Source organism: Mannheimia massilioguelmaensis (assembly GCF_000940515.1).
Lineage (GTDB): Bacteria > Pseudomonadota > Gammaproteobacteria > Enterobacterales > Pasteurellaceae > Basfia > Basfia bettyae.
In genome coordinates this window covers 264,578-289,807 of the sequence record NZ_CDQL01000004.1, presented here as the reverse complement: position 1 = coordinate 289,807, position 25,230 = coordinate 264,578, and the positions used below count along the sequence as shown (strand labels likewise).

Here is a 25,230-nt window from a genome sequence, read left to right as displayed (position 1 = left end):
GAATGAAATTAATGAAAAAAACTTATTTTATTGCCGATCTTCACCTTAGTGAAAATCATCCAGAACTCACCGCACTTTTTATTGACTTTATGCAAAATCAAGCGCCACAAGCAGAATCTATTTATATTCTTGGCGATCTATTTGATTTTTGGATCGGAGATGATGAGAAGTCTTCAGTAATTAAAATGGTACAAGAGCAAATAAAATTTATTACTACACAAGGAATTCCTTGCTATTTCATTCATGGCAATCGAGATTTCTTAGTTGGTAAAAAATTTGCGGAGCCTTGTGGATTACAACTCTTACCTGAATATCAGGTAATTGATTTATATGGCACGCCAACCTTAATTTGCCATGGTGATACCTTATGCACTGATGATGAAAAATATCAATTATTCCGTAAAAAAGTTCATCAAAAATGGCGTCAATGGTTATTCTTACACTTACCATTAAAAATTCGCATCGCCATTGGTAAAAAAATTCGCATGCAGAGTAATGCAGATAAGAAACTGAAATCTGAAGATATTATGGATGTAAATGGTGACTTTGTACTACAAACCTTTAAAGATTTTAATGTTACTCTAATGATCCACGGTCATACTCACCGTCAAAATATTCATAAAATCCCACCGCACTTTACTCGCATTGTATTAGGTGACTGGAGGCCTAATGCACCTTCCGTATTAGAATTTAGTGAACAGGGATATCAATTTATCTAATAGAAAAAGAAAAAGCCCATTACATAATGGGCTTGATCATTGTGTTAAAAATCCAGATTTGTCTGCACTAAGACACAGGAAGTATTTAGATATAGCGTACAACTAGTGCAAAAAAACTGTAATTCTAAAGTAACATCAAATATGCAAGTTACTTAACACGTGAAACATATTCACTTGAACGAGTATCCACTCGAATCACTTCACCAATTTGAACGAATAGAGGAACTTTAACTACAGCACCTGTACTTAATGTTGCAGGTTTACCACCAGTACCTGCTGTATCACCTTTAAGACCTGGATCAGTATCAACAACTTCTAATTCTACGAAGTTTGGTGGAGTCACTGTAATTGGATTACCATTCCATAATGTAATAATACACTCAGCTTGGTCTAATAACCATTTATCAGCATCACCCACAGCTTTAGCATCTGCTGAATATTGTTCAAATGTTTCTGGGTGCATAAAATACCAGAAATCTTCATCTTTATATGAATAATTTAAGTTTAAATCCATTACATCGGCACCTTCAACAGAGGTTCCTGATTTAAAGTTAATATCTAATACTTTACCTGAAATTAATTTACGAATACGAGTACGCGTAAAAGCCTGGCCTTTCCCTGGTTTTACAAATTCATTTTCAACGATAACGCAAGGTTCACCATCTTGCATAAATTTTAGACCTGGTTTGAAATCACTGGTAGTATATGTAGCCATTATTATCCTCAATTTGATAGAGTTGTTTTTTAAAGTGCGTATTTTAACCCAAAATCCCCCAATTAGAGAAGAGAATTGGCTAGAAATTCTTGCAAATTCTATTTCAGATCCTAAAGTTTTATTAGAGAAACTTAACTTACCTATTGAAAAATTTGAAAAAGATATTGCTGCACGTAAATTATTTGCTATGCGTGTACCTATGCCATTTGTAGAAAAAATGGAAAAAGGAAATATGCATGACCCTCTCTTCTTGCAGGTGATGTCATCAAAAGAAGAATTTTCTATAGTTGAAGGTTTTTCTACTGATCCGCTTGAAGAACAACAACTCGCTGCACCTAATGTTTTACATAAATACCATAATCGCTTGTTATTAATGGTCAAAGGTGGTTGTGCAATTAATTGTCGATATTGTTTTCGTCGCCATTTCCCTTATGCAGAAAATCCTGGTAATAAGGCTAGTTGGACAAAAGCACTGGAATATATTGAACAAAATTCACAAATTGAAGAAGTGATTTTTTCAGGTGGCGATCCACTTATGGCAAAAGATCACGAACTGGCGTGGTTAATTCAACATCTTGAAGACATACCCCATATACAACGTTTACGTATTCACACACGTTTACCTGTAGTTATCCCGCAGCGTATTACCGTAGAACTCTGCAATCTGCTTAATCGCTCTCGTTTACAGATAGTCATCGTCACACATATTAATCATGCAAATGAGATTGATGAGCAATTAGCACTTGCTTTAGCTCAACTTAAAGCGGCGAATATCACCTTACTCAATCAATCGGTATTATTAAAAAATGTGAATGATAATGCACAAACCTTAAAAACCTTAAGTGATAAATTATTTAAAGTCGGTATTCTTCCCTATTACTTACATTTATTTGACAAAGTTCAAGGTGCAAGCCATTTTTATATACCCGATGAAAGTGCGGTAAAAATTTACAAAGAATTACAAAGGCTAACCTCAGGTTATTTGGTGCCAAAACTCGCTAGAGAAATTGCTCATGAACCCAATAAAACCCTTTATGTAGGCTAATTGAAATAAATAAATTTTAGATTTAACATAGCAGTGCTTAGCATGAGAATATCCTAGGCAAAACTTGAAAGATCCGATAAAATAAATCAATTTTATTGATATCAACTCATTGAGTAGAACAATAATCAAGATGATATTATCTAGTGAATTTTCATTAGAACAATTTCAACCACAAAATTTTTCATTTTGTGACCGCACTTTTAAGTGCATCCCTGAGTAAAATAAAGTTTAGCATTGAGGTATATTGTGGACAGAACGCCAGAAAATAATCCATCTTCAGAAAATCCATCACAAAAAGAATTGGATTTAGGCATTAACCAAATTGAGCCTGTAACACCTAAAAAAGTGTACACCTCAGAAACATCAATTTTTGATAAAGCAAAAGGTGGTTTCAAAGGTATTTTTGCTAAAAAAGAAAACCTATCACCAAATCAATTTGCTGTTCGTAAAGAACCTACTTTTGGCGAACCAAGTTCAATGAATCCCGCTACATCAAATATTAAAGTTGAAAAAGCAATAGAAGAAACGATGGTAAAAGTAGAAAACAGTTCAACATCTATAGGAAATGAACCTAATACTACGGCACACGAGATTAAATCAGAATTTATAGCGTCAACAGAAACATTAAAACCAAATGTTGAGCCAATCCGTACTGAGCCAAACACTGAAATTCCAAAAGCACAATCTACATTGTCAGAGGCCTCTACAAATCAGCCTCAGCATTTATCAGATAATACTGAAAAAGCAAAAATTAAAAATCCTGAGGATTGGAAAGTAATGCAAAAATTACCTCGTAAACACCGTCGTTTAGTGATTGCCATTGCTGTTGCATTGCTTGCTTTATTAGCCTTACTGTGGTTAAAACCAAGCTCTGATACCGTGCAAGATTTTCAAACTGGTGGAAATAACAATTTACCGATTGAATTCCAACCATTAGATCAAAATCAACCTGTTGAAAATGCTGATGCCAATAATGTTGTTACTACTCAAGATGGTACTGCACCTGTAGATGCTAGCCAAGCAGCAACACCAGCTCCAGAAACAACAAATGCACCACAAATGCCAACTACACAATCCACTCCAATTGCTTCACAAATAACAGCAGAACCGGTAAAACCAGTTACCACTGAAGCACCTAAAGCAATTGAAAAAGTAAAACCACAAGAACAAGTTAAAACAAAACCTGTTGAAAAACCTAAAACCGCTGAAGTCACTAAAGTGAAACCAACAGAAAAAACTAAGGTAGTAGAACAAGTCAAAGCTAAATCTGCTGAAAAACCACAAAATTCAGCGACTAATAAACCAATGGTGACAGAAGCTAAACCAGCCACGACAAACAGTGCTAGCACCAAAATCACGCAAAGCACTAGCCAAAAAACGTTAACGATCCCACAAGGTACATCATTAATGCAAGTCTTTCGTGATAACAATTTAAATATATCTGATGTTAATGCCATGACAAAAGCAAATGGTGCAAATGGTGCATTAAGTGGCTTTAAACCTGGTGATAAAGTTCAGGTTTCATTGAACCCTCAAGGACGTGTTAGTACTATGCGTTTATCAAATGGTGCAACATTCACACGTCAAGCTGATGGCACATACCAATATAAAAAATAATATGGAGCAAATATTTTGAAAAAAGCATTCTTACTTCTTATTCCTTTTATGACAGTAGCTTGTACTCAAATAATGAATACAATGCCAGAAAATCCGAAACCTATAGTAAAAACTAACGAGGTTTCAGATAAATCATTTCAAAAAGGAAGCGCCATACTTTATCGTTGTAAAGATGACAAAGAAGTAAGAATCATCCGCAATATTCAAAATAAAAAGGCTAAAATGGGAAAACAAAACCGATTTTCATCCATTAATGTAACCTTTAACAATATTACGGAAAAACTCACCTCAACCGTATCGGAAAGCGGTAATAGTTATACGAATATTCACTGGCATTGGTTTGAACGTGATGATTTCAATATTCTCACAACAAGTGTAGGTCAGGTATTAGCAGAACAATGTATTATCGCAAATAGTTCATTTTCAGCTCATACAGCAACCAAACAAAAATAATCATTCTTAATCAGCTAATAAAAAAATGCAGAGATAAGCTTATACCCATCTCTGCATTTTTTATATTAAGAGAAATTATTTCTTTTTACTTTCTTCATATAACCATTCTGCAACTTGTTTAGCAAAATAAGTCAAAATGCCATCGGCACCCGCACGTTTAAAACATAACAAGCTTTCCATAATACATTCTTTCTCTTTCAACCAACCATTTTGAATCGCAGCCATATGCATTGCATATTCACCCGAAACTTGATAGGCAAAAGTTGGCACGCCAAAATAGTCTTTAACACGATACACCATATCTAAATAAGGCATCCCAGGTTTTACCATCACCATATCAGCTCCCTCTTGTAAATCCAAAGCGACCTCTTGCAGACCTTCATTACTATTAGCAGGATCTACTTGATAAGTTTTTTTATCGCCACCTTTTAAATTACCAGCAGAACCCACTGCATCACGGAACGGACCATAGTAATTTGATGCATATTTTGCAGAATACGCCATGATTTGTGTATTAATACAATTGTTAGATTCCAATACCTCACGAATCTTACCAATACGCCCATCCATCATATCACTTGGAGCAACAATATCTGCACCTGCTTGAGCATGAGATAAAGCTTGTTTAACTAATACTTCCGTAGTCACATCATTCAATACATAACCATCATCATCAATAATACCGTCTTGACCATGTAATGTATAAGGATCTAATGCCACATCTGTTAATACCCCTAATTCAGGATAAGCAGATTTTAATGCTTTTACAGCTCGTTGTACTAAACCATTTGGATTATATGCTTCCTCAGCCATCAATGACTTACGTTCAGCCCCTACCACAGGGAATAAAGCAATCACTGGCACGCCATATTTCACTAATAACCCAGCTTCAATAAGCAATTGATCGATTGTTAAACGTTCAACATTAGGCATTGATGGAACAGCTTCACGATAATTTTCGCCCTCAATCACGAAAACAGGATAAATTAAATCATTTGCAGTTAACGTATTTTCAGCAACTAAACGACGACTAAAATCATGTTTACGTAAACGACGCAAACGGCGAGATGGAAATCCAGTAAAAATTTGTTGGGTCATAAGATATATCCTTTTCTTTGTTCTTTTTAAAAATTAAAGAAAATAAAAAGGCACGAACTATTGCTCGCGCCTACACGTAAATCATTTTTTACTATTTATGTTCTACAACATCTGTTGATTGACTACTCACACTATCTTCTTCATCTTCAATTCTAGGTTTATAGAATCGAGCAAACATGACGCCAATCTCAAATAATAAACACATTGGAACGGCTAATAAGGTTTGAGAAAAAACATCTGGAGGTGTAAGTAACATACCAACAATAAACGCACCCACAATAATATAAGGGCGTTTGTTTTTTAAATCTTCTGGTGTTGTCACCCCTGTCCAACATAGCAAAATAATAGCTACAGGAACTTCAAAACACACGCCAAAAGCTAAAAATAAGGTTAAAACAAAATCTAAGTAACTACTTATATCCGTCGCAATAGCTACCCCATCAGGTGCGGTTTTTGTTAAAAAACTAAATACTAATGGGAATACAACGTAGTATGCAAATGCCACACCTGCATAAAACAGAATAGTACTTGAGAATAACAATGGATAAACCAATTTTTTCTCATGTTGATATAAAGCTGGAGCAACAAATGCCCAAATTTGATACAAAATAAACGGCACAGAAAGAAACACTGCCGCAATACCAGTAAGTTTTATCGGTGTAAAAAATGGAGCTGCCACATTCGTTGCAATCATTGTTGAACCTTGTGGCATTTGATCTAACAATGGTGTTGCGATTAGATGATAAATATCATTAGAAAAATAAACCAATCCACAAAACACCAGTAATACAAAAATAAGTGAACGCAGTAAACGATCACGTAATTCAACTAAATGGGTAATTAGGGGTTGAGACTCTTCAACGCTACTCATAGGATTCTCTAGATTAATTTAGCTTTTACGCTCAATGACCATGTCATCATCTGGGGGTGCATATTTTGCAAGCATTTCTGCTGCTTGATGTTCAATCTCAGCCTGTTGACGTTCTAACTCTGCTGCAGTGTCTAACTCAGCAGCTTCTACTTCGAGTTGTTCCGTTGCTTTAGCTGAAAGTGCGGTAAGATTTTCAGAAATTTCCACATTTAGTGAATTTTCTGTAGATTGTGCAATCTGTTCTACCTGCTCAGATACTTGAGCAACTTGGTCTGAAACATTTTCTGCAAGCGCATTTTCTTCACGCATTTTTTGGATCTGTTCCTGCATTGTCGTATTAGTTTCAACAGCAGCTTTATCCAAGTCAGCCTTCATTTTTTCTGCTGAAGCTTTTAATTCATCGACTGTTTTTGCCAGATCAGGAGAAAGCGTTTTCAAATTGAGATTTTCAGCTTTTTTAATGCTTTCTTGTAATTCTTGAAGTTTTAGTTCTTGAGATAGCTCATTTTGTACATTGGCTGCTAAACCACGAATTGTACGAACCCATCCCATGATTGTTTTTATTGCCACAGGCAAACGTTGTGGGCCTAACACCACTAAGCCCACAACAAAAACTAAAAATAACTCAGAAAAACCAATATCAAACACAGATTAAGCCTGTTCTTTATCTTTTACTTTTTCAGAAGTTGCCGCCGCAGAATCATCTTTATTTAAAGATTTAAATTCAGCATCTTTAGGAGCATCTTCATTCATTGCTTTTTTGAAACCTTTTACTGATTCACCTAAATCCGTACCTAAAGTTCTTAATTTTTTAGTGCCAAATAATAAAACAATAATTGCCACAATGATAAGTAATTGCCAAATACTAATTCCGCCCATAGATTTTCCTTTTTAATAATAATGAATAAATTGTCGGTGAATATACCTCGTTTAGTCAAGATGAACAATAGCCAACAGGGATTATTTTCTATTTTTTGTATTTATTTCATCACTATTTGATCGAGCCCAAAGTTGTTCGTATTTTTAGAAATGATAGTGCTAATGTTGAAATAAACAATACAAAGCCGACACCGATATATAAACTTTGTTTATTCCAACCATCATCTAATAACAACCCAGCTACAATAGGTGCCAAAATTGCACCGATACGACCAATACCAATAGACCAACCAACACCAGTACTACGAATATCAGAAGCATAAATACTTGGATTTAATGTATAAAGTCCACTAATACAACCATTCATAAACCCACCAACTAAAATAGCAAAGATCATCGCCAACCAAAGTACAGAAGCTGAAAGGATAAATACTACAACAGTTATCGCTGATAATATGGTGAAAGCTAGTAAAATACTTTTAGCTGACCAACGACTCGCAAGTAAACCATAAAGCAATGAACCACAAGTTCCCCCTAGAGAAATCATCATGCCTACGCTAACACTTTGTTCTGTAGTCATTCCCGCGTCTTTTAATAAAGCTGGTGTCCAAGAACTGACAAAGTAATAGCCAAACATTATGGAAAAAAAAGCAATCCAAATAAGTGCGGTGGATTTTCGATAATTTTGGTTAAATAATTGGTTAATTGGTAATTTACTCACTGTCAAAGTTACTTTTTCAGGCAGTAACCATTCACCTTTTAGCCCCATTTTTCTTGTAATTTTATTCAATTTAAGTTGGGCATTACGAGGTTGTTTAGTGATTAAAAAATCAATAGATTCTGGCAACCAAAATACTAAAACAAATAAGCAAATTGTCGTTAATACAAATCCTGCAATAAAAACCGCGTGCCAACTATATTCCTGTTGTAGCATAACCGCAAACATTCCTCCTAATACAGCTCCTACGCCAAATCCAGAAGCATAAATGCTAATTGCTAGGCTACGCCATTTACGAGATGAATATTCACTAGTAAGGACATTAGTGCCCACTAATATTCCGCCAACACCAAGCCCAGTAATTACACGCCAAATGGCTAAACTATTGAAACTTGCACTATAAGCTGAACCCAACATTCCTAATGCTGAGAGGCTAACAGAAATAAGTAATAATGGACGGCGACCGATTTTATCAGCAACTGGAGCTAAAAATAATGAACCTGCAGCCATTCCTAAAAGCCCTGCACTCAATAAAGAGCCAAGTTCAGTACCAGTTAAAGCTAAATCATTTCGAATAGCGGTGGCAGTAAAAGCCAACGCTAACACATCAAAACCATCTAATAAATTCATGACACTCGCAATAATAATTATCATCCATTGATATGCTGACATGATACTATTATCAATTGTTTCTCTTAGGTTCATAGGGGGTCCTTCTTAATATTAGTTATTGCATGATTGGACTCCTAATAAATTGCGAAGAATAAAATTCAAAACAATTCCATACGCAGGTACAAACAATACAATACCGACAAATAACTTAAATAAATAATCTACAACCCCAAGTTCTAGCCAATGTTCAGCCATAAAGGGATCGGTTGATTGGTAAAATGCGACCGCAAAGAACAAAAAGGTATCTGCCATTGAGCCAAATACCATTGAACTACTTGGTGCAATCCACCAATGTTTTAATTGTCTTAAGCGATTAAATACCAATACATCTAATAATTGGCCAAAGGCATAAGCCAAAAAACTTGCCATTGCAATGCGAAACACAAAACTATTAAAGGATAGCAATGCTCCAAAACCTTGGAATTGACCATCAGAAAATAATGTTGAAATCACATAGCTAATCACCAGCGCAGGAACCATTACAACAAAAATAATCCATCTAGCCTCTTTTGCCCCAAAGATTCGAACTGTCAAATCTGTTGCTAAAAATACAAATGGAAAAGTAATAGTCCCCCAAGTACTATGAAAACTAAAATCCTCTTGAGCACCAAGTGCGGTCAAAGGTAAATGAATTTCAAAAGGAACTTGAACTAAATAATTGCTAGCGGCGATCACTAAAATATGAAACAAACTTATAAAAATTAACGCCCGTTGTTTTTGTTGATCATTGAAGATCTGAAGATATGCTTTCATTGATATACCTTTTTGAAAATTGGGGTTAGGGAACCCAAACTGAAAAACTACATCACAAAATGTAATACGAGCGCAGAATAATACTTAATATAAAAAAATATGCAACTAGAAATCAAATGAAAGAGTTTATGGATTTATATGAATAAATTTAATAGTAAATAGAATGGCGGTGAGAGGGGGATTCGAACCCCCGATGCACTTTCGCACATACACGCTTTCCAGGCGTGCTCCTTCAACCACTCGGACATCTCACCATTTTGGTATTACAGAATGTAACTGGGGCAGAAACTATAAGAATTTACTTGCCTTTCGTCAAGTTTTTTTTGTTTTTTATTGAGTTATCTCATGAATATATGAACGATTTAAGGATAAAATATACATATTGTTACTCATCAACAGAGTTAATCTTCTCTTTTACCCCCTATATTTGGATTTATATGTTAAAAAAATGGTTTATTACTAAAAATGCCTTTCTTACTGTTAAACCTTTCAGTGCACTTAAGGATAGCTTTCATCATCAATATACCAAACAACACCTCATCAGAGATATCATTGCAGGCTTAACTGTTGGTGTGATAGCTATTCCCCTTTCTATGGCACTTGCCATTGCAAGTGGGGTTCCTCCTCAGCATGGACTTTATACTGCTATTGTGGCAGGTATCATTATCGCACTCGCAGGCGGTTCTCGGTTCAATATTTCTGGCCCTACTGCTGCATTTGTGGTTATTCTCTACCCAGTAACACAACAATTTGGATTAAGTGGATTACTCATAGCAACTTTATTATCTGGTATTATTTTAGTTATCATGGCATTCCTACGTTTAGGGCGCCTTATTGAATATATTCCATTACCCGTAACTTTAGGGTTTACCTCAGGTATTGGCATTACGATTGGTACATTACAAATCAAAGATTTTTTTGGTTTAAATATCACTAAAATGCCTGAACACTATTTGGATAAACTTCACACATTAATCATCGCTATGCCAACGATTAACTGGGCTGATGCAGCTGTTGGTATAGTAACGTTATTAGTGCTGATTAATTGGCATAAACTCCGTTTATCCATTCCTGGGCATCTTCCTGCGGTCATTATTGGTACATTACTTTCTCTTGGATTAATTAGCTGTGGTTTTCATGTTTCAAGTATTGGTTCGGCCTTTACATTTACATTACCCGATGGTTCTATTGGTCATGGTATTCCTAATGTTCTGCCTGAATTTACCTTACCTTGGAACATTCCCAATGCACAAGGTGAAGTAGTCAATTGGAATTTTGATAGTATACAAGCACTTTTACCAGCCGCCTTTTCAATGGCGGTACTCGGCGCAATAGAATCATTATTATGTGCCGTAATATTAGATCATATGACTGATACTAAACACCATTCAAATAATGAATTATTAGCACAAGGATTAGGTAACATTGTTTCTCCATTCTTAGGAGGGATCACTGCTACAGCAGCTATTGCACGTTCAGCAGCAAATGTAAAAGCTGGTGCACAATCCCCTATCGCAAGTGTTGTGCATGCAATTTTAGTATTATTAGCATTATTACTTTTTGCTGACATACTCTCTTATTTGCCATTATCATCAATGGCAGCTTTATTACTCATGGTGGCGTGGAATATGGCTAATGTACCACAAATTATCAGCCTTATTCGTCGCTCAGGTCGTAATGAAATTGCCGTATTATTAACCTGTTTAATTTTAACCGTATTATTTGATATGGTTATTGCTATTACTGTTGGTGTGTTATTAGCCAGTTTATTATTTATCCGTACAATTGCAGAAATGACGAAATCATTTGAAGTTGCACCGCCAGAAGATTTAGAGGATGTTTTAGTGTATAAAATTAGTGGCCCATTATTCTTTGCAGCAGCAGACAACTTATTTGCAGATTTACATGAAAAAACTGCTCATACAGACCATACTATTCGCCATATTGTACTACGTTGTGATTCGGTAACCGTACTCGATGCGGGTGGAATTCACGCATTAAGCCGTTTTGTACAACATATGCTACCTCACCAAGAGTTATATATGTGTAACATGCAGTTCCAACCATTACGTATGATTGTTAAATCTAATTCGGTACCAGAAATTAAGCGTATTCATTTCAGTAAGAATCTACATATTACTTATAATAAAATTCGTAGTTTGGAAGCTGGATATAAAGCGCTATCAGAATAAGTTGAAGCTAAATTGATTATAAAAGGGATATGTCTCCTTTTATCATTATTTTATTAAAGAAAATTTTTCAAATTTCAACCGCACTTTGTCGTAGCGACTAGTCATCTTATAGTCTATTAATAAAAAAGGAATCTTTACGATTCCTTTTTTAATATTTGATGATTAGCTGCGGCGTTGACGGCGCTCTTTAGCTTCACTACGCTCTTTAAACTCCTTACGAAGAGAGCGTTCACGTTCGTTAAATGAACGACCACCACGCTCATTAAAACGACGTTCTTCACGTCTGCCACTATCGCGACGGTCATTACGGTCATTGCTACGACGATTACCGTTACTACGACGTTCGCCACGCTCACGCCCTGTTGAACCATTAGCCTCACTTACAAAAGTCATACGCATTTGTTTATTTAAGACGCGTGCTTTAGCAAATACGTTTAATAATTCTTTCGGTAAGCCTTGCGGTAATTCAACCGTTGAATACTCATCATAAAGTTTGATATGTCCAATATTACGACTATTAATATCGCCTTCATTTGCGATAGCACCGACAATATGGCGAACATCCACACCATCAGCACGCCCCACTTCAATACGATATAAATCCATTGGAATAGGATTACCATAACCACGGCGCTCTTCTGAACGACTATCACGACGATCACGTCGGTCGCCACGTTCACTACGACGCTCATCACGTTCACGACGAGTGCGTTTTTCCATTGGTGGATCAGGTGGAAGAATAAGTTTCTGTTTGCCCTGAAGTAACATCAACATGGCTGCTGCAATATCTTCTTGATCTTGATCCGCTGTAAATAAATCTTCTAACAACAAGCGATATTGTTCTAAATCACGATGTTCTAATTGCTTAGTAACTTTGGCGGTAAATTTTGAACGACGACTTGCTTGTAATGCCTCATGATTAGGAACTTCCACTTCTTCAATTGGCTTTTTCATTAATCGTTCAATATTACCTAATAAACGACGTTCACGAGGTTCTACAAATAAAATAGCACTACCAGAACGACCAGCACGACCAGTACGACCAATACGATGAACATAAGATTCCGCATCTAATGGAATATCATAATTAACCACTAAACTAATACGTTCAACATCTAAACCACGAGCCGCTACATCTGTTGCTACTAAAATATCAAGACTACCATTACGCAAACGATCTAAAGTTTGCTCACGTAATTGTTGTGTCATATCACCATTCAACGCTGCAGCACGGAAACCGTGCTTTTCTAGTAATTCCGTAATATCTAAGGTGCCAGTCTTAGTTCTTGTAAAAATAATTGCTGCATCAAAATCTTCTACTTCTAAAAAGCGTAACAACGCATCATTTTTACGGAAACCTCGTACATACCAACAACTTTGAGCAATATCTGGATTCGTACGTTGTGTAGATTGAATTTTAACTTCTTGTGGATCCGTCATAAAACGTTTTGTAATGCGACGAATTGGCTCTGGCATAGTAGCAGAGAAAAGAGCTGTTTGATGTTTTTCAGGTAATTCTGCCATCACAGTTTCAACATCATCAATAAAGCCCATGCGTAACATTTCATCTGCTTCATCAAGAACAATAAATTTCAATTCAGAAAGATCTAAAGTGCCACGACGAATATGGTCTAGAATACGACCTGGTGTACCAACAACAACCTGGGCACCTTGACGTAATGCACGTAACTGAATGTCATAGCGTTGTCCGCCATATAAAGTTACTGTATGAATGCCTTTTGCACCTTTTGTAAATTGCTCACAAGCATCTGCTACTTGAATAGCAAGCTCTCTCGTCGGTGCCATAACTAACATTTGAGGATGTCTTTGTCCAATATCTACTTGTGCCAATAATGGAAGAGAGAATGCCGCAGTTTTTCCACTCCCTGTCTGTGCCATACCAAGTACATCACGGCCTTCTAAAAGATGTGGAATACAAGCTTGTTGTATAGGCGATGGCGTTTCAAAACCCATATCGGAAACAGCAGAAAGAATGAATTCAGGCAAGCCTAAATCCCCAAAAGTAATTGTAGTTTCAGTCATTAAAAATACTCGAATATAAAATAAGGAAAGCTCAATGCGTCCTATATGTATAAAAATTTGTTGAGAAAAAATAAGTATGCAGTAATTGCAGATTACTCTGTAGTTAATTCTTTTTAGAATCAGAACTATCTTGAGTAAATTTCATTTGTTGCACAACAGCCTGTTCTGTTAACTCACTTGCATCTTTTAGTTTTGCAAGCTCGAACAATGCAAAACGATACTCAACAAAGTTATACACCTGATTTGCCATAGCTAACTTAAATAGCGTTTCCGCTTCTTCCATATGGCCTGCATTGAGTTTTTGTTTTGCTAGATAAAAATAAGTTTCTGTTAATACTTCCGCATATTGAGAAGACTGCGGATCAACAAAAGCTTTCGCTTTGTCTAAAAGATCTTTAACAGAAATCTGGTTCAGATAATACTGAACAATATAGGTTCCCCAGTATTCAGTAGAAAGTGTTTTAGCTCGCTCTACTAAATTTTGCGTTGCCTCGGTAGGTTTAAATTTTAATTCGTTAAGATATAACCATAACACTCGATAAGGATCGTTTTTATTTGCTTGATAGAACTTAAGTAAGTCATTCTGAGCCAAGTTATAACGTTCCATATAATAAAAATCTAACCCACGATTTAGGTATGTATATTCATAGTTAGTATCAAGTTCTAGCACCGCATTAAAAGCTTCCAATGCGCTGTCATATTCACCATCTAATAATAAATAAAGCCCTAAATAATTATAGATTGCAGGCGATTTTGGCTGCAATGCTAAGGCTTGAGTAAAGTCATAACGAGCCAGTCCCCATAAACCAAGACTGTCGTATAAAACACCCCGTTCAAAATGTAGATCGGCACGTTCTTTTTTACTCAATTGTCCAACAATCAGCATTTGGCTAATACGCACAATCATCACTTCTTGATCAAAATGTGCATTGGGATATTGCTCACCTAAAACAACTTTATTTTTAGAGACAAACACTTGATCCGAGCTACTAATACAGCCAGATATCAAGCAAATAAAAAACAAACTAGGTAAGAATAATACAAAGTTAAACAACTTTCTCAGTTGTATCATTACCGATAAGCCTTAGTTAGACAAATTTCTTACATTTATACCGCACTTTACAGCTAATCACTCCTCTAATAACAAGGAAATTTAGTAAAGTGCGGTCTAAATTTTAAGAATTATTCTTGCTCAACAACATCTTCTTGAGATTGTTCAGCAACTTGCTCTTGTACCTCTGCTTTAGGCGCAAGTTTCATTGTTAAACGGATACGACCTTGACGATCGATCTCAACTACTTTAACTTGCACTTCTTGACCAACAGCAAGGTAATCACTCACTTTCTCAACTCGTTCTTCTGCAATTTGAGAAATATGCACAAGACCTTCTTTATTGCCTAAAATAGCAACAAAGGCGCCAAAATCTGCAAGACGAGTTACTTTACCTGTGTAAATTGCTCCAGTTTCTACCTCAGCAGTAATTTCTTCAATACGTGCCATTACTTGTTTTACGGCACTACCATCAACCGCTGCAATTTTCACAGTACCATCATCATCAATATCAATTGATGTGCCAGTTTCTTCTGTTAACGCACGAATAACCGCACCACCTTTACCAATCACATCCTTAATTTTCTTAGGATCAATTTTCATAGTATGAATGCGTGGTGCAAAATCAGAAATTTCAGCTCGAGGAGCAGAAATAGCTTGTTCCATCACACCTAGAATATGCATACGAGCACTTTTCGCTTGATTTAATGCAATCTGCATAATCTCTGGCGTAATTCCTTCAATTTTGATATCCATTTGAAGTGCAGTGACACCTGTACGAGTACCTGCCACTTTGAAGTCCATATCACCTAAGTGGTCTTCGTCGCCTAAAATGTCTGATAACACGACAAATTTGTCTTCTTCTTTTACTAAGCCCATGGCAATACCTGCAACGGCGGACTTAATTGGCACACCAGCATCCATTAATGCAAGAGATGCACCACAAACAGAAGCCATTGAAGATGAACCATTAGATTCTGTTATCTCTGAGACAACACGAACAACATATGGAAATTCAGAAATACTTGGCATCACTGCTGCCACACCACGTTTTGCTAAACGACCATGACCAATTTCACGGCGTTTAGGCGAACCAATACGGCCTGTTTCACCTACAGAATATGGAGGGAAGTTATAATGGAATAAGAAAGTATCTTGGCGTTCACCTGTTAATTCATCAAGAATTTGTGCATCACGTTCAGTACCAAGAGTTGCAACAGCAAGAGATTGTGTTTCACCACGAGTAAAAATTGCTGAGCCATGAGTGCGAGGCAATACCCCTGTACAAATATCTAAAGCACGTACAGTATCTACCGTACGTCCATCAATACGAGGTTCACCAGCAATAATACGTCCACGCACAATTTGACTTTCAAGAGAAGTGAAAATATCAATAATTTTACCTTCACTCACTTCTTCATTTTCAGCGGTAATTTGTGCAATAACTTCTGCTTTAAGTGCATCAATTTGTTCATAACGAACTTGTTTTTCAGTAATACGGTAAGCATCACCTAAGCGACTTTCAGCAATAGCTTTAACTTGATTAATCAAAGCTGTATCTGGTTCGGGAGCAACCCAATCCCAACGTGCTTTGCCTGCTTCTGCAGCAAATTCTTTGATCGCTTCAACTACAACTTGTTGTTGTTGATGACCGAATACTACTGCGGCTAACATTTGTTCTTCAGTTAAAATATCAGCTTCAGACTCAACCATTAATACTGCTTTATCTGTACCAGCAACGACGAGATCTAAACGACTTTGTTTTTGTTCAGTCATAGTTGGATTTAATACAAATTGGTCATTGATAAAACCAACACGAGCAGCACCAATAGGACCATTAAATGGTACACCAGATAAGGAAAGCGCAGCTGAAGCACCAATCATTGCCACTAAATCAGGGGTGATTTGTGGATTTACAGAAACCACAGTCGCAATGATTTGGATTTCATTTAAGAAACCTTCTGGGAATAATGGACGAATTGGACGGTCAATTAAACGAGCAATTAGTGTTTCACCTTCAGAAGGGCGACCTTCACGTTTAAAGAAACCACCAGGAATCTTACCTGCTGCGTAAGTACGTTCTTGATAGTCAACGGTTAATGGAAAGAAATCTTGTCCTTCTTTGACTTCTTTTTTTGCAACTACGGTAACAAATACTGTGGTGTCATCCATACTCGCCATTACTGCAGCAGTTGCCTGACGTGCTATAGCACCAGTTTCTAATGTCACCGTGTGTTGACCATATTTAAATTGTTTAACAATTGGAGTCATTGTTTTTTCCTTTTATATTAATAATTTACAATGTTCTATTCTCCAAATTGCGACTAGCAAAAGTAATCTTAAAATAAATTTGATGAAATTTACAAAAATCACTTTTGATAGCCGCACGCTAAAACGGAAAATAAAACTTGTTTATTATACAGAGTTTTAGATGAATTGTAATATTATTTTCCACTCCAACATTTTACTCCATTATAAGGAAAATGTATGATAGCTATACTTTATTTACAAACCAAGGAGTGACTATGATTATTGGTGATTTAACAAGTAAAACCTTCAAAGTAGGTTTACCTAAAGTGATTGCAGATATTTGCGATTACTTAAATACTTTAGACTTAGTAAGCTTAGAAAAAGGTCGTCATGATATTACAGATAAAATCTATATGAATGTAATGGAACCGACGACTACCGCACCTTCTGAAAAACAAGCGGAAGTGCACCGCAAATATATCGATGTTCAAGTATTAATCAGTGAATCTGAAACCATTGAATGTAGTACAAACCAAATCAACTTAAATCAATGTAATGAATACAATGAGGAAGATGACTACCAATTATCACCAAATTTTGATGGTTTAGTCATGCATACAATTACTTTAAAACCTAAAATGTTTGCAGTTTTCTTCCCTGGTGAATTACATCGTCCATGTTGTAATGTCGATGGTAGAGTTATCAGTTTAAAAAAATTAGTCGTGAAAATTCCCGTTGAAATGGTTGTTTAATTAAAATTTTTTAAAATAAGACCGCACTTTAAGCGTAAAAGTGCGGTCTTTTTAATGGAAATTTATCACAAAAAAAGCCTTGAAAAAAATTCAAGGCTGTAAATTTGGTGGAGATAATCGGGATCGAACCGACGACCTTTTGAATGCCATTCAAACGCTCTCCCAACTGAGCTATATCCCCAAATGCGGTGAATAATAAAATCCAACGCTTAAATTGTCAATTAAAATTAAGCAACTTTTGTTTTAATAAACTCAATTGCTTGATTAATACGCGCTAATACACGTTCACGGCCAATTCCCACTAGGGTAATATCCATTGACGGAGATTGTCCTACGCCAGTAACAGCAACACGCAAAGGCATCCCTACTTTGCCCATTCCGACTTCTAATTCAGCCGCAGTTTGTTCAATAGCTTGATGTGTGCTATGTAAATCCCAACTAGATAATGCAGCCAATTTAGCTTTAACCACTTCTAATGGCTCAATTGCACTCGCTTTAAGATGTTTTTTCGCAGCAGCTTCATCAAACACTTCAAAATCTTCAAAGAAATAACGGCTTGCTAATGCCATTTCACGCAAAGTTTTACTGCGTTCAGCGAGCATGGTCACTATATCCGTCAATGCTGGACCATTTGACGTATCAATGGCTAAATCTTTATATTGCCATTCGAGGTGTTTAGCCACATATTCAGCGGGTAACTCTCGCATATAATGTTGGTTTAACCATAACAATTTTTCTGTATTGAAAGCACTCGCTGATTTACTTACATGATCTAATTCAAATAAATTAATCATTTCTTCACGAGTAAAGATCTCTTGGTCACCATGTCCCCAGCCTAAACGAACTAAATAGTTTAATAATGCTTCTGGCAAATAACCTTCATCACGATATTGCATTACACTAACCGCACCATGACGTTTTGATAATTTTTGACCATCATCACCATTAATCATAGAAACATGAGCATAAGTTGGAATAGGTGCTCCCAATGCTTTTAAAATATTAATTTGACGAGGAGTATTATTAATATGGTCTTCACCTCGAACAACATGAGTAATCCCCATATCCCAGTCATCTACTACTACACAGAAGTTATAAGTTGGAGAACCATCAGTACGACGAATAATTAAATCATCTAATTCACTATTACTAATTTCAATACGGCCACGAACTGCATCATCAAATACAACTGATCCCTCTTGTGGATTTTTAAAACGGACCACATGAGGCTCATCGCTAAGATGGCTATGATCATTTAAACAATGACGATCATAACGAGGTTTCTCTTTATTGGTTTCTTGTGTATGACGTAATTCTTCTAATCTTTCTTTTGAGCAATAACAACGATATGCCAAACCTTGTTCAATCATTTGATCAATAACTTCATTATAACGATCAAAACGTTTAGTTTGGTAATATGGACCATGCTCCCAAGCCAAATCTAACCATTCCATTGCTTCTAAAATTGCAGCTGTGGCTTCAGGTGTTGAACGTTCTAAATCCGTATCTTCAATACGTAACACAAATTCACCATGATGATGTTTTGCATATAACCAAGAATAAAGTGCTGTCCGAGCGCCACCTACATGCAAATAACCTGTAGGGCTAGGGGCAAAGCGAGTACGTACTTTAATATTCGGATCTAAATTAAATAATGCTTTAATGTCCATTTATTATAACCTTTGAATTTGGATGTCAAAAAATTGTAAGTATTGTACTACAACGTGTTTTAATCTTTAAGGAAAGTTTTATTCTTGATAAAATAAAATGCAAATTTATGGCTAAATTTACAACAATTAACCAGTTTTTTGCAAAAATAAGTTGACTGAAAGCATATAACAATTATAATGCCAACCCACAACAGGGGCGATTAGCTCAGTTGGGAGAGCACCTCCCTTACAAGGAGGGGGTCACTGGTTCGAGACCGGTATCGCCCACCACTTTTATTTTTAATTTAAGTTTCCTGTTGTATGCTTAAACTAACGAGGGCGATTAGCTCAGTTGGGAGAGCACCTCCCTTACAAGGAGGGGGTCACTGGTTCGAGACCGGTATCGCCCACCACTCTTTTAGTTTAAGTACCCCAAATTTTAAATCAGCATAAATTTTATGTTTCAAGTGGGCGATTAGCTCAGTTGGGAGAGCACCTCCCTTACAAGGAGGGGGTCACTGGTTCGAGACCGGTATCGCCCACCACTTTTGATTTAAAATTACCTACTAAAAATTGAAATTTATACAAGATATTCTGATAAATCATTCTATTTAAATAGATGAAAAAGAATAACGCAGTAGAAATGATAATTTTTGAGGGCGATTAGCTCAGTTGGGAGAGCACCTCCCTTACAAGGAGGGGGTCACTGGTTCGAGACCGGTATCGCCCACCACTTCTTTTCTTACTTCATTGAATTTCATTAGGTTTTACTTCTTAATTTATTAAGAACAATTTAATTATTGTTGGATAAATGGTAAAGTACATAAAATTTTATTATCAATGGTGATCCAATGAATAAACCTGTTAAATATGAGAAACTTATTGTTTTATCTAATGGCTTATTACGTCTATTAGGTAATATTGTAAAAATATTAAGTTATCCATTCCATGCTATATTTCCGAAAAAGCGCTTTACCATTCCTGAATATAGCCCTGCATTTCGTCAATCTAATCAAGTAACTAAAATTAATAAAACTATTTGGCAGACTAACTACAGCAACAAAGTTACTCTACCAATTTATTGTAATTACTTAGTTAACCGCGCACTCTCTTGGAGTTATGATTATCATTATGTCAGCACTGAAGCTCGAGAAGATTATATTAAAACTCACGCTGATCAACGCACTTTTAATGCTTATCAGCAATTAACTGATGGTGCTGCACAAGCTGATTTCTGGCGTATCTTTACACTCTATACTGAAGGTGGTGTATATATTGATATTGATGGACATTTAGTATGGTGTTTATCTGCGATAATTGATTCCGAGGATTCTGAAGTATTAATTACTCGTCGTGATAAATATACAAACTTCTTCTTAGCTAGTGAAAAAGGAAATCAATTTCTAAAAGACACTTTAGATATTATCATTGAAAATATTGAACAACGTCGCATTGATGGAGGTGTTTTTTCACTAACTGGGCCAACCACCTTAAATCAGGCACTTGAAGGAAAAGATGTTAATGCACGCCGAGATAAAATCACTTGTGCACAAGGCACATTTAGTAATGAGTATTTCCAATATATGGATAAAAAAATGGGGAAATGGAACCATACTAAAAATGAAGACATCTTGAAAAAATAACTTATTTTTAACCCTTATCTCTCGCACTTTAGCAGAGACTTACTTTGAAATTTAGATCTTAATTAATATGAACAAAAACACTTTTATTGTCGGCTTTATGCTGTTCGCGATTTTTTTTGGTGCAGGTAATTTGATTTTTCCACCTAAACTAGGTTTGGAAAGTGGAGTCACATTTTTTCCTGCTATGCTTGGTTTTATTCTCAGTGGTGTCGGTTTTCCTCTTTTAGGGATTATTGTGAGTGCATTTTATGAAGGTGGATATAAAAATGCCTTAAATCGAGTTCACCCTTGGTTTTCTATCCTCTTTCTAGTAGCAATCTATTTAAGCATTGGTCCATTCTTTGCTATTCCAAGAACAGCGGCTACAGCTTATGAAATGGCGATTTTACCTTTCATTGGAACCAGTGATAGTTTATCTCTATTTATCTTTACGTTCATTTATTTTTCTTTAGCCATTTGGTTTTCCATTAATCCATCAAAGATGGTTGAACGCATCGGTGCAATCTTGACACCTATTTTATTACTAAGCATTTTAGTGTTAGTGATCCGTGCAGTATTCTTATTAGGTGGTAAGGATATTTCTGAAAGTGCGGTCAATATTTCTGAAATTTCTAATCACAAAGGTTTCTTTGAAGGCTTTATTAACGGCTACCTAACCATGGATGCCTTAGCAGCAATTGCCTTCTCAGTTATCGTTATTGCAGCGATTAAATCAAAAGGTGTATCTGAAGGAAAAGCATTAATTAAGCAGACCATTTCAGCAGGCATTATCGCGGCCATTTCATTAGGTGCAATTTATTTAGCCATTGGTTGGATTGGTCATCATCTACCTATTTCACAAGAAACCTTAAATCAACTGAATGCTAATCAACAAGATATTGGAACTTATATTCTAAATGCAATTACCACTCAAGCCTTTGGTGAGTTTGGTCGTTCGGTGTTAGGGCTGATTGTTTCTTTAGCTTGTTTAACCACAGCAATCGGGCTAATTGTTGCCGTTAGTGAATACTTCAATGAAATTTATCATAAAATTGCATATAAAACCTATGTGATGGTATTCACACTAATTGGCTTTATTATCGCCAATCAAGGTCTAAACACAGTTATTAGCAAATCCATCCCAGTATTATTAGTACTTTATCCTATTGCAATGACTGTGATGTTGCTATTATTGGTGAATCTATTTATTCGATTACCTAACTTAGCATTCCGCATGGCAATTTTATTTGTTTCCATTATTGCATTCTGTTCTGTTGCAGATTTACCTTTTGTACAATATCTTCCACTTAAAGCACATTCTTTAGAATGGTTAGTTTTTGCAATCAGTGGAACATTCTTAGGTTATATCTTTAGCTCAACTAAAGTAGCAAAATAATACTTTACTCTCATCAATAAGGGCGAATTCAGAAATTACGCCCTTTCTTTTTATCTAAAATTTTATATAAAGCTACCGCACTTTGCATAAAAAAACACTCAATCTAAAGACTGAGTGTTTTTTAAATATTTTAGCTTTAATGGATAATTACATCATTCCACCCATTCCGCCCATGCCACCCATTCCAGCGGCACCTAAATCTGCTTTATCTTCTTTAGGTAAATCTGTTACCATACATTCAGTAGTAATCATTAATCCCGCAATAGATGCAGCAAATTGCAATGCAGAACGAGTAACTTTAGTCGGATCTAAAATCCCCATTTCGATCATATCACCATATTGTTCAGTACCTGCGTTATAGCCAAAGTTACCTTCACCATTTTTAACCGCACTTGCCACAACTGAAGCTTCTTCGCCAGCATTAGCAACAATTTGACGAAGTGGTGATTCCATTGCTCTTAATGCTAGTTTGATACCTACATTTTGGTCTTCATTATCACCACTTAGTGTTTTAGCCACTTTACCAGCTGCACGAACTAAAGCAACACCACCACCGGCAACAACACCTTCTTCTACGGCTGCACGAGTTGCATGTAATGCATCATCAACACGATCTTTCTTCTCTTTCATTTCTACTTCAGTAGCTGCACCAACTTTGATTACAGCAACACCGCCAGCGAGTTTAGCGACACGCTCTTGTAATTTTTCTTTATCATAATCAGAAGTAGACTCTTCAATTTGTTGACGAATTTGTGCCACACGACCTTTAATTTGAGCTTCATCACCAATACCATCAATGATAGTTGTATTATCTTTATTGATAACAACACGTTTAGCTTGACCTAAATCTTCTAAAGTCGCTTTTTCTAATTCCATACCGATTTCTTCAGAAATTACAGTACCCGCAGTGAGAATTGCGATATCTTGTAACATGGCTTTACGACGATCACCAAAACCTGGGGCTTTAACTGCTGCAACTTTAACAATACCACGCATTGTATTCACTACTAAAGTTGCTAATGCTTCACCTTCTACATCTTCAGCGATGATCAATAAAGGTTTACCAGCTTTAGCCACACCTTCTAATACAGGAATTAGCTCACGAATATTAGAGATTTTTTTATCCACTAATAAAATAAATGGATTATCTAATTCAACTGTTGCAGCTTCTGGTTTATTGATAAAGTAAGGTGATAAATAACCACGGTCAAATTGCATACCTTCAACTACATCTAATTCATCTGAAAGACCAGAACCGTCTTCCACAGTAATAACCCCTTCTTTACCAACTTTTTCCATCGCTTGGGCAATTAATTTACCCACAGTTTCGTCAGCATTAGCAGAAATTGTACCGACTTGTTCAATTTCTTTTGATGTTTCACAAGGTTTAGAAAGTGCTTTTAATTCTTCAACTACAGAAGCCACAGCTTTATCAATCCCACGTTTGAGATCCATTGGATTCATACCTGCTGCAACAGCTTTCAAGCCTTCATTAACAATAGCTTGCGCAAGTACAGTAGCCGTTGTTGTACCATCACCAGCTGCATCATTTGCTTTTGAGGCAACTTCTTTTACCATTTGTGCACCCATATTTTCGAATTTATCTTCTAATTCGATTTCACGTGCTACAGAGACACCATCTTTAGTGATAGTTGGAGCACCAAATGATTTATCTAAAATTACATTACGACCTTTAGGTCCTAAGGTTACTTTTACTGCATCTGCTAATACATTCACACCGGTAAGCATTTTAATGCGTGCATCATTGCCAAATTTAACATCTTTTGCTGCCATTTTATTTTCCTTCTTATTCTGTGAGCGTACTTATACGCTTCTATTAATTAGTTTTAGTGATAATTATTCTACAATTGCTAAAATATCGTTTTCAGAAATAATTAATACTTCTTCACCATCAATTTTTTCTGCTTTTACACCGTAACCATCATTGAAAATCACTGTATCACCTACTTTTACATCTAATGGTTGCACTGTACCATTTTCAAGAATACGACCTTTACCTACCGCCAATACTTTTGCACGAGTCGATTTTGTGGCAGCAGTACCTGTTAATACAATACCGCCTGCAGAAAGGGTTTCAACTTCTTCACGTTTAATGATCACACGATCATGTAATGGACGAATATTCATTCAAATTACCTCTTTAGTAAATGTTAGATTGATTTAAAATGTAAATTGGATATGGGGCATTTTTTTGCCCTTTCAAGGGTAAAATAAAAATTATTTTAGCCATCTTTCTTCATCAGTTTGTTTTTCATATTCTGCTTCAAAAATTTCACTACTCTGTTCTTTATCCCCATAAAATTGTTGCTGGAAGCCTTTTCCCGCAGATTGATAATTAAAACCCAAGTTGATTAAATTAAATTTACTCATAATCAATTTACCTAACCAGCGCTGCACAGGAGGAAATAATAAACATAACGCGATTAGATCCGTAAGAACACCAGGGATAATAAATAAAATCGCCGCAATCATCCACACGATAGATAATGTTAATGTGCGTAGAGGAATTTCCCCTTGATTTATTTGTTTACGTAAATTCAACAGAGTAAAAATTCCTCTGGATCTCAACATAGCAATACCAATAAAACCAGAAAGAAATAATAAAAAAATAGTACCTAAAGTTCCTATTACTGAACTAATACTTATTAAAAGTGACAATTCAAGATAAATAAAGATCAAGGCAATAAGGGGAATCAGCAAAATTTTTGACATAGC

22 protein-coding genes and 6 tRNA genes are annotated in these 25,230 nt (G+C 36.0%); 12 read left to right on the top strand and 16 right to left on the bottom strand.

Annotation, left to right across the window (positions count from 1 at the left end):
• Positions 1 to 11 precede the first annotated feature (11 nt).
• Positions 12 to 719: a UDP-2,3-diacylglucosamine diphosphatase gene (lpxH, locus tag BN1226_RS02840; protein ID WP_044469887.1), complete on the top strand. Its 708-nt coding sequence runs from the start codon at positions 12 to 14 to the stop codon at positions 717 to 719.
• A gap of 148 nt (positions 720 to 867) precedes the next feature.
• On the opposite strand, the gene efp is transcribed toward lpxH, so the two are convergent.
• Positions 868 to 1,434 carry an elongation factor P gene (efp, locus tag BN1226_RS02835; protein WP_005758743.1) on the bottom strand — a complete coding sequence of 189 codons (567 nt, stop codon included), beginning with the start codon at positions 1,432 to 1,434 and terminating at the stop codon, positions 868 to 870.
• A 34-nt stretch (positions 1,435 to 1,468) separates the two neighbouring features.
• On the opposite strand from efp, the gene epmB reads away from it, so the two are divergent.
• From epmB to BN1226_RS02820, 3 genes are all read left to right on the top strand, one after another.
• Complete coding sequence (epmB, locus tag BN1226_RS02830) at positions 1,469 to 2,479, top strand: EF-P beta-lysylation protein EpmB (RefSeq protein ID WP_044469886.1); 1,011 nt, start codon at positions 1,469 to 1,471, stop codon at positions 2,477 to 2,479.
• 246 nt (positions 2,480 to 2,725) lie between these two features.
• A complete protein-coding gene (oapA, locus tag BN1226_RS02825) occupies positions 2,726 to 4,096 on the top strand; it encodes an opacity-associated protein OapA (protein ID WP_044469885.1) in 1,371 nt (456 codons plus the stop codon).
• A gap of 15 nt (positions 4,097 to 4,111) precedes the next feature.
• Entirely contained in the window at positions 4,112 to 4,549 is a 438-nt protein-coding gene (locus BN1226_RS02820; RefSeq protein ID WP_052506676.1) for an MliC family protein, read from the top strand.
• 75 nt (positions 4,550 to 4,624) lie between these two features.
• On the opposite strand, the gene hemB is transcribed toward BN1226_RS02820, so the two are convergent.
• The 7 genes from hemB to BN1226_RS02785 form a co-directional block, all read right to left on the bottom strand.
• Positions 4,625 to 5,647 (bottom strand): porphobilinogen synthase, encoded by a 1,023-nt coding sequence (gene hemB, locus BN1226_RS02815; RefSeq protein ID WP_044469884.1) that lies wholly within the window; start codon positions 5,645 to 5,647, stop codon positions 4,625 to 4,627.
• A gap of 91 nt (positions 5,648 to 5,738) precedes the next feature.
• Positions 5,739 to 6,518, bottom strand: a complete 780-nt coding sequence (gene tatC, locus BN1226_RS02810; protein ID WP_044469883.1) for a twin-arginine translocase subunit TatC — start codon at positions 6,516 to 6,518, stop codon at positions 5,739 to 5,741.
• Positions 6,519 to 6,536: 18 nt separating this feature from the next.
• The gene (tatB, locus tag BN1226_RS02805) at positions 6,537 to 7,166 is read right to left on the bottom strand and encodes a Sec-independent protein translocase protein TatB (protein WP_044469882.1); all 630 of its coding nucleotides are present in this window, start codon (positions 7,164 to 7,166) and stop codon (positions 6,537 to 6,539) included.
• 3 nt (positions 7,167 to 7,169) lie between these two features.
• The gene (tatA, locus tag BN1226_RS02800; protein WP_005758750.1) at positions 7,170 to 7,397 is read right to left on the bottom strand and encodes a Sec-independent protein translocase subunit TatA; all 228 of its coding nucleotides are present in this window, start codon (positions 7,395 to 7,397) and stop codon (positions 7,170 to 7,172) included.
• A 112-nt stretch (positions 7,398 to 7,509) separates the two neighbouring features.
• Positions 7,510 to 8,820 carry an MFS transporter gene (locus BN1226_RS02795; protein ID WP_044469881.1) on the bottom strand — a complete coding sequence of 437 codons (1,311 nt, stop codon included), beginning with the start codon at positions 8,818 to 8,820 and terminating at the stop codon, positions 7,510 to 7,512.
• Positions 8,821 to 8,838: 18 nt separating this feature from the next.
• On the bottom strand, positions 8,839 to 9,540 hold the full coding sequence (locus tag BN1226_RS02790; protein WP_044469880.1) for a 7-cyano-7-deazaguanine/7-aminomethyl-7-deazaguanine transporter: 702 nt from the start codon (positions 9,538 to 9,540) through the stop codon (positions 8,839 to 8,841).
• A gap of 164 nt (positions 9,541 to 9,704) precedes the next feature.
• Positions 9,705 to 9,794 (bottom strand) — tRNA-Ser (locus BN1226_RS02785).
• A 183-nt stretch (positions 9,795 to 9,977) separates the two neighbouring features.
• Here BN1226_RS02785 and dauA point away from each other — a divergent pair.
• Positions 9,978 to 11,732: a C4-dicarboxylic acid transporter DauA gene (gene dauA / locus BN1226_RS02780; RefSeq protein ID WP_044469879.1), complete on the top strand. Its 1,755-nt coding sequence runs from the start codon at positions 9,978 to 9,980 to the stop codon at positions 11,730 to 11,732.
• Positions 11,733 to 11,894: 162 nt separating this feature from the next.
• On the opposite strand, the gene BN1226_RS02775 is transcribed toward dauA, so the two are convergent.
• The 3 genes from BN1226_RS02775 to pnp form a co-directional block, all read right to left on the bottom strand.
• Entirely contained in the window at positions 11,895 to 13,775 is a 1,881-nt protein-coding gene (locus BN1226_RS02775; protein ID WP_044469878.1) for a DEAD/DEAH box helicase, read from the bottom strand.
• A gap of 103 nt (positions 13,776 to 13,878) precedes the next feature.
• A complete protein-coding gene (nlpI, locus tag BN1226_RS02770) occupies positions 13,879 to 14,847 on the bottom strand; it encodes a lipoprotein NlpI (protein ID WP_044469877.1) in 969 nt (322 codons plus the stop codon).
• 110 nt (positions 14,848 to 14,957) lie between these two features.
• Entirely contained in the window at positions 14,958 to 17,096 is a 2,139-nt protein-coding gene (gene pnp / locus BN1226_RS02765; RefSeq protein ID WP_044469876.1) for a polyribonucleotide nucleotidyltransferase, read from the bottom strand.
• A 254-nt stretch (positions 17,097 to 17,350) separates the two neighbouring features.
• Here pnp and nanQ point away from each other — a divergent pair, with 254 nt between their 5' ends.
• Positions 17,351 to 17,827 (top strand): N-acetylneuraminate anomerase, encoded by a 477-nt coding sequence (gene nanQ / locus BN1226_RS02760; protein ID WP_044469875.1) that lies wholly within the window; start codon positions 17,351 to 17,353, stop codon positions 17,825 to 17,827.
• 105 nt (positions 17,828 to 17,932) lie between these two features.
• On the opposite strand, the gene BN1226_RS02755 is transcribed toward nanQ, so the two are convergent.
• Together BN1226_RS02755 and gltX are read right to left on the bottom strand one after the other, a co-directional pair.
• A tRNA-Ala gene (locus BN1226_RS02755) sits at positions 17,933 to 18,008 on the bottom strand.
• Positions 18,009 to 18,054: 46 nt separating this feature from the next.
• Positions 18,055 to 19,497, bottom strand: coding sequence for a glutamate--tRNA ligase (gene gltX / locus BN1226_RS02750; RefSeq protein ID WP_044469874.1), 1,443 nt, complete (start codon positions 19,495 to 19,497; stop codon positions 18,055 to 18,057).
• A gap of 194 nt (positions 19,498 to 19,691) precedes the next feature.
• On the opposite strand from gltX, the gene BN1226_RS02745 reads away from it, so the two are divergent.
• From BN1226_RS02745 to brnQ, 6 genes are all read left to right on the top strand, one after another.
• A tRNA-Val gene (locus BN1226_RS02745) sits at positions 19,692 to 19,767 on the top strand.
• Between the two features lie 46 nt (positions 19,768 to 19,813).
• A tRNA-Val gene (locus tag BN1226_RS02740) sits at positions 19,814 to 19,889 on the top strand.
• Positions 19,890 to 19,945: 56 nt separating this feature from the next.
• Positions 19,946 to 20,021, top strand: a tRNA-Val gene (locus BN1226_RS02735).
• Between the two features lie 112 nt (positions 20,022 to 20,133).
• Positions 20,134 to 20,209: transfer RNA gene (locus BN1226_RS02730), tRNA-Val, on the top strand.
• 118 nt (positions 20,210 to 20,327) lie between these two features.
• Complete coding sequence (locus BN1226_RS02725) at positions 20,328 to 21,119, top strand: glycosyltransferase family 32 protein (RefSeq protein ID WP_044469873.1); 792 nt, start codon at positions 20,328 to 20,330, stop codon at positions 21,117 to 21,119.
• Positions 21,120 to 21,186: 67 nt separating this feature from the next.
• Entirely contained in the window at positions 21,187 to 22,494 is a 1,308-nt protein-coding gene (brnQ, locus tag BN1226_RS02720) for a branched-chain amino acid transport system II carrier protein (protein WP_044469872.1), read from the top strand.
• A 147-nt stretch (positions 22,495 to 22,641) separates the two neighbouring features.
• Here the strand turns inward: brnQ and groL are convergent, their stop codons facing one another.
• The 3 genes from groL to BN1226_RS02705 all read right to left on the bottom strand — a co-directional run bounded on the left by groL (position 22,642) and on the right by BN1226_RS02705 (position 25,227).
• The gene (groL, locus tag BN1226_RS02715; RefSeq protein ID WP_044469871.1) at positions 22,642 to 24,288 is read right to left on the bottom strand and encodes a chaperonin GroEL; all 1,647 of its coding nucleotides are present in this window, start codon (positions 24,286 to 24,288) and stop codon (positions 22,642 to 22,644) included.
• 63 nt (positions 24,289 to 24,351) lie between these two features.
• A complete protein-coding gene (locus BN1226_RS02710; protein ID WP_044469870.1) occupies positions 24,352 to 24,642 on the bottom strand; it encodes a co-chaperone GroES in 291 nt (96 codons plus the stop codon).
• 90 nt (positions 24,643 to 24,732) lie between these two features.
• Positions 24,733 to 25,227 carry an FxsA family protein gene (locus tag BN1226_RS02705; RefSeq protein ID WP_044469869.1) on the bottom strand — a complete coding sequence of 165 codons (495 nt, stop codon included), beginning with the start codon at positions 25,225 to 25,227 and terminating at the stop codon, positions 24,733 to 24,735.
• Positions 25,228 to 25,230 lie beyond the last annotated feature (3 nt).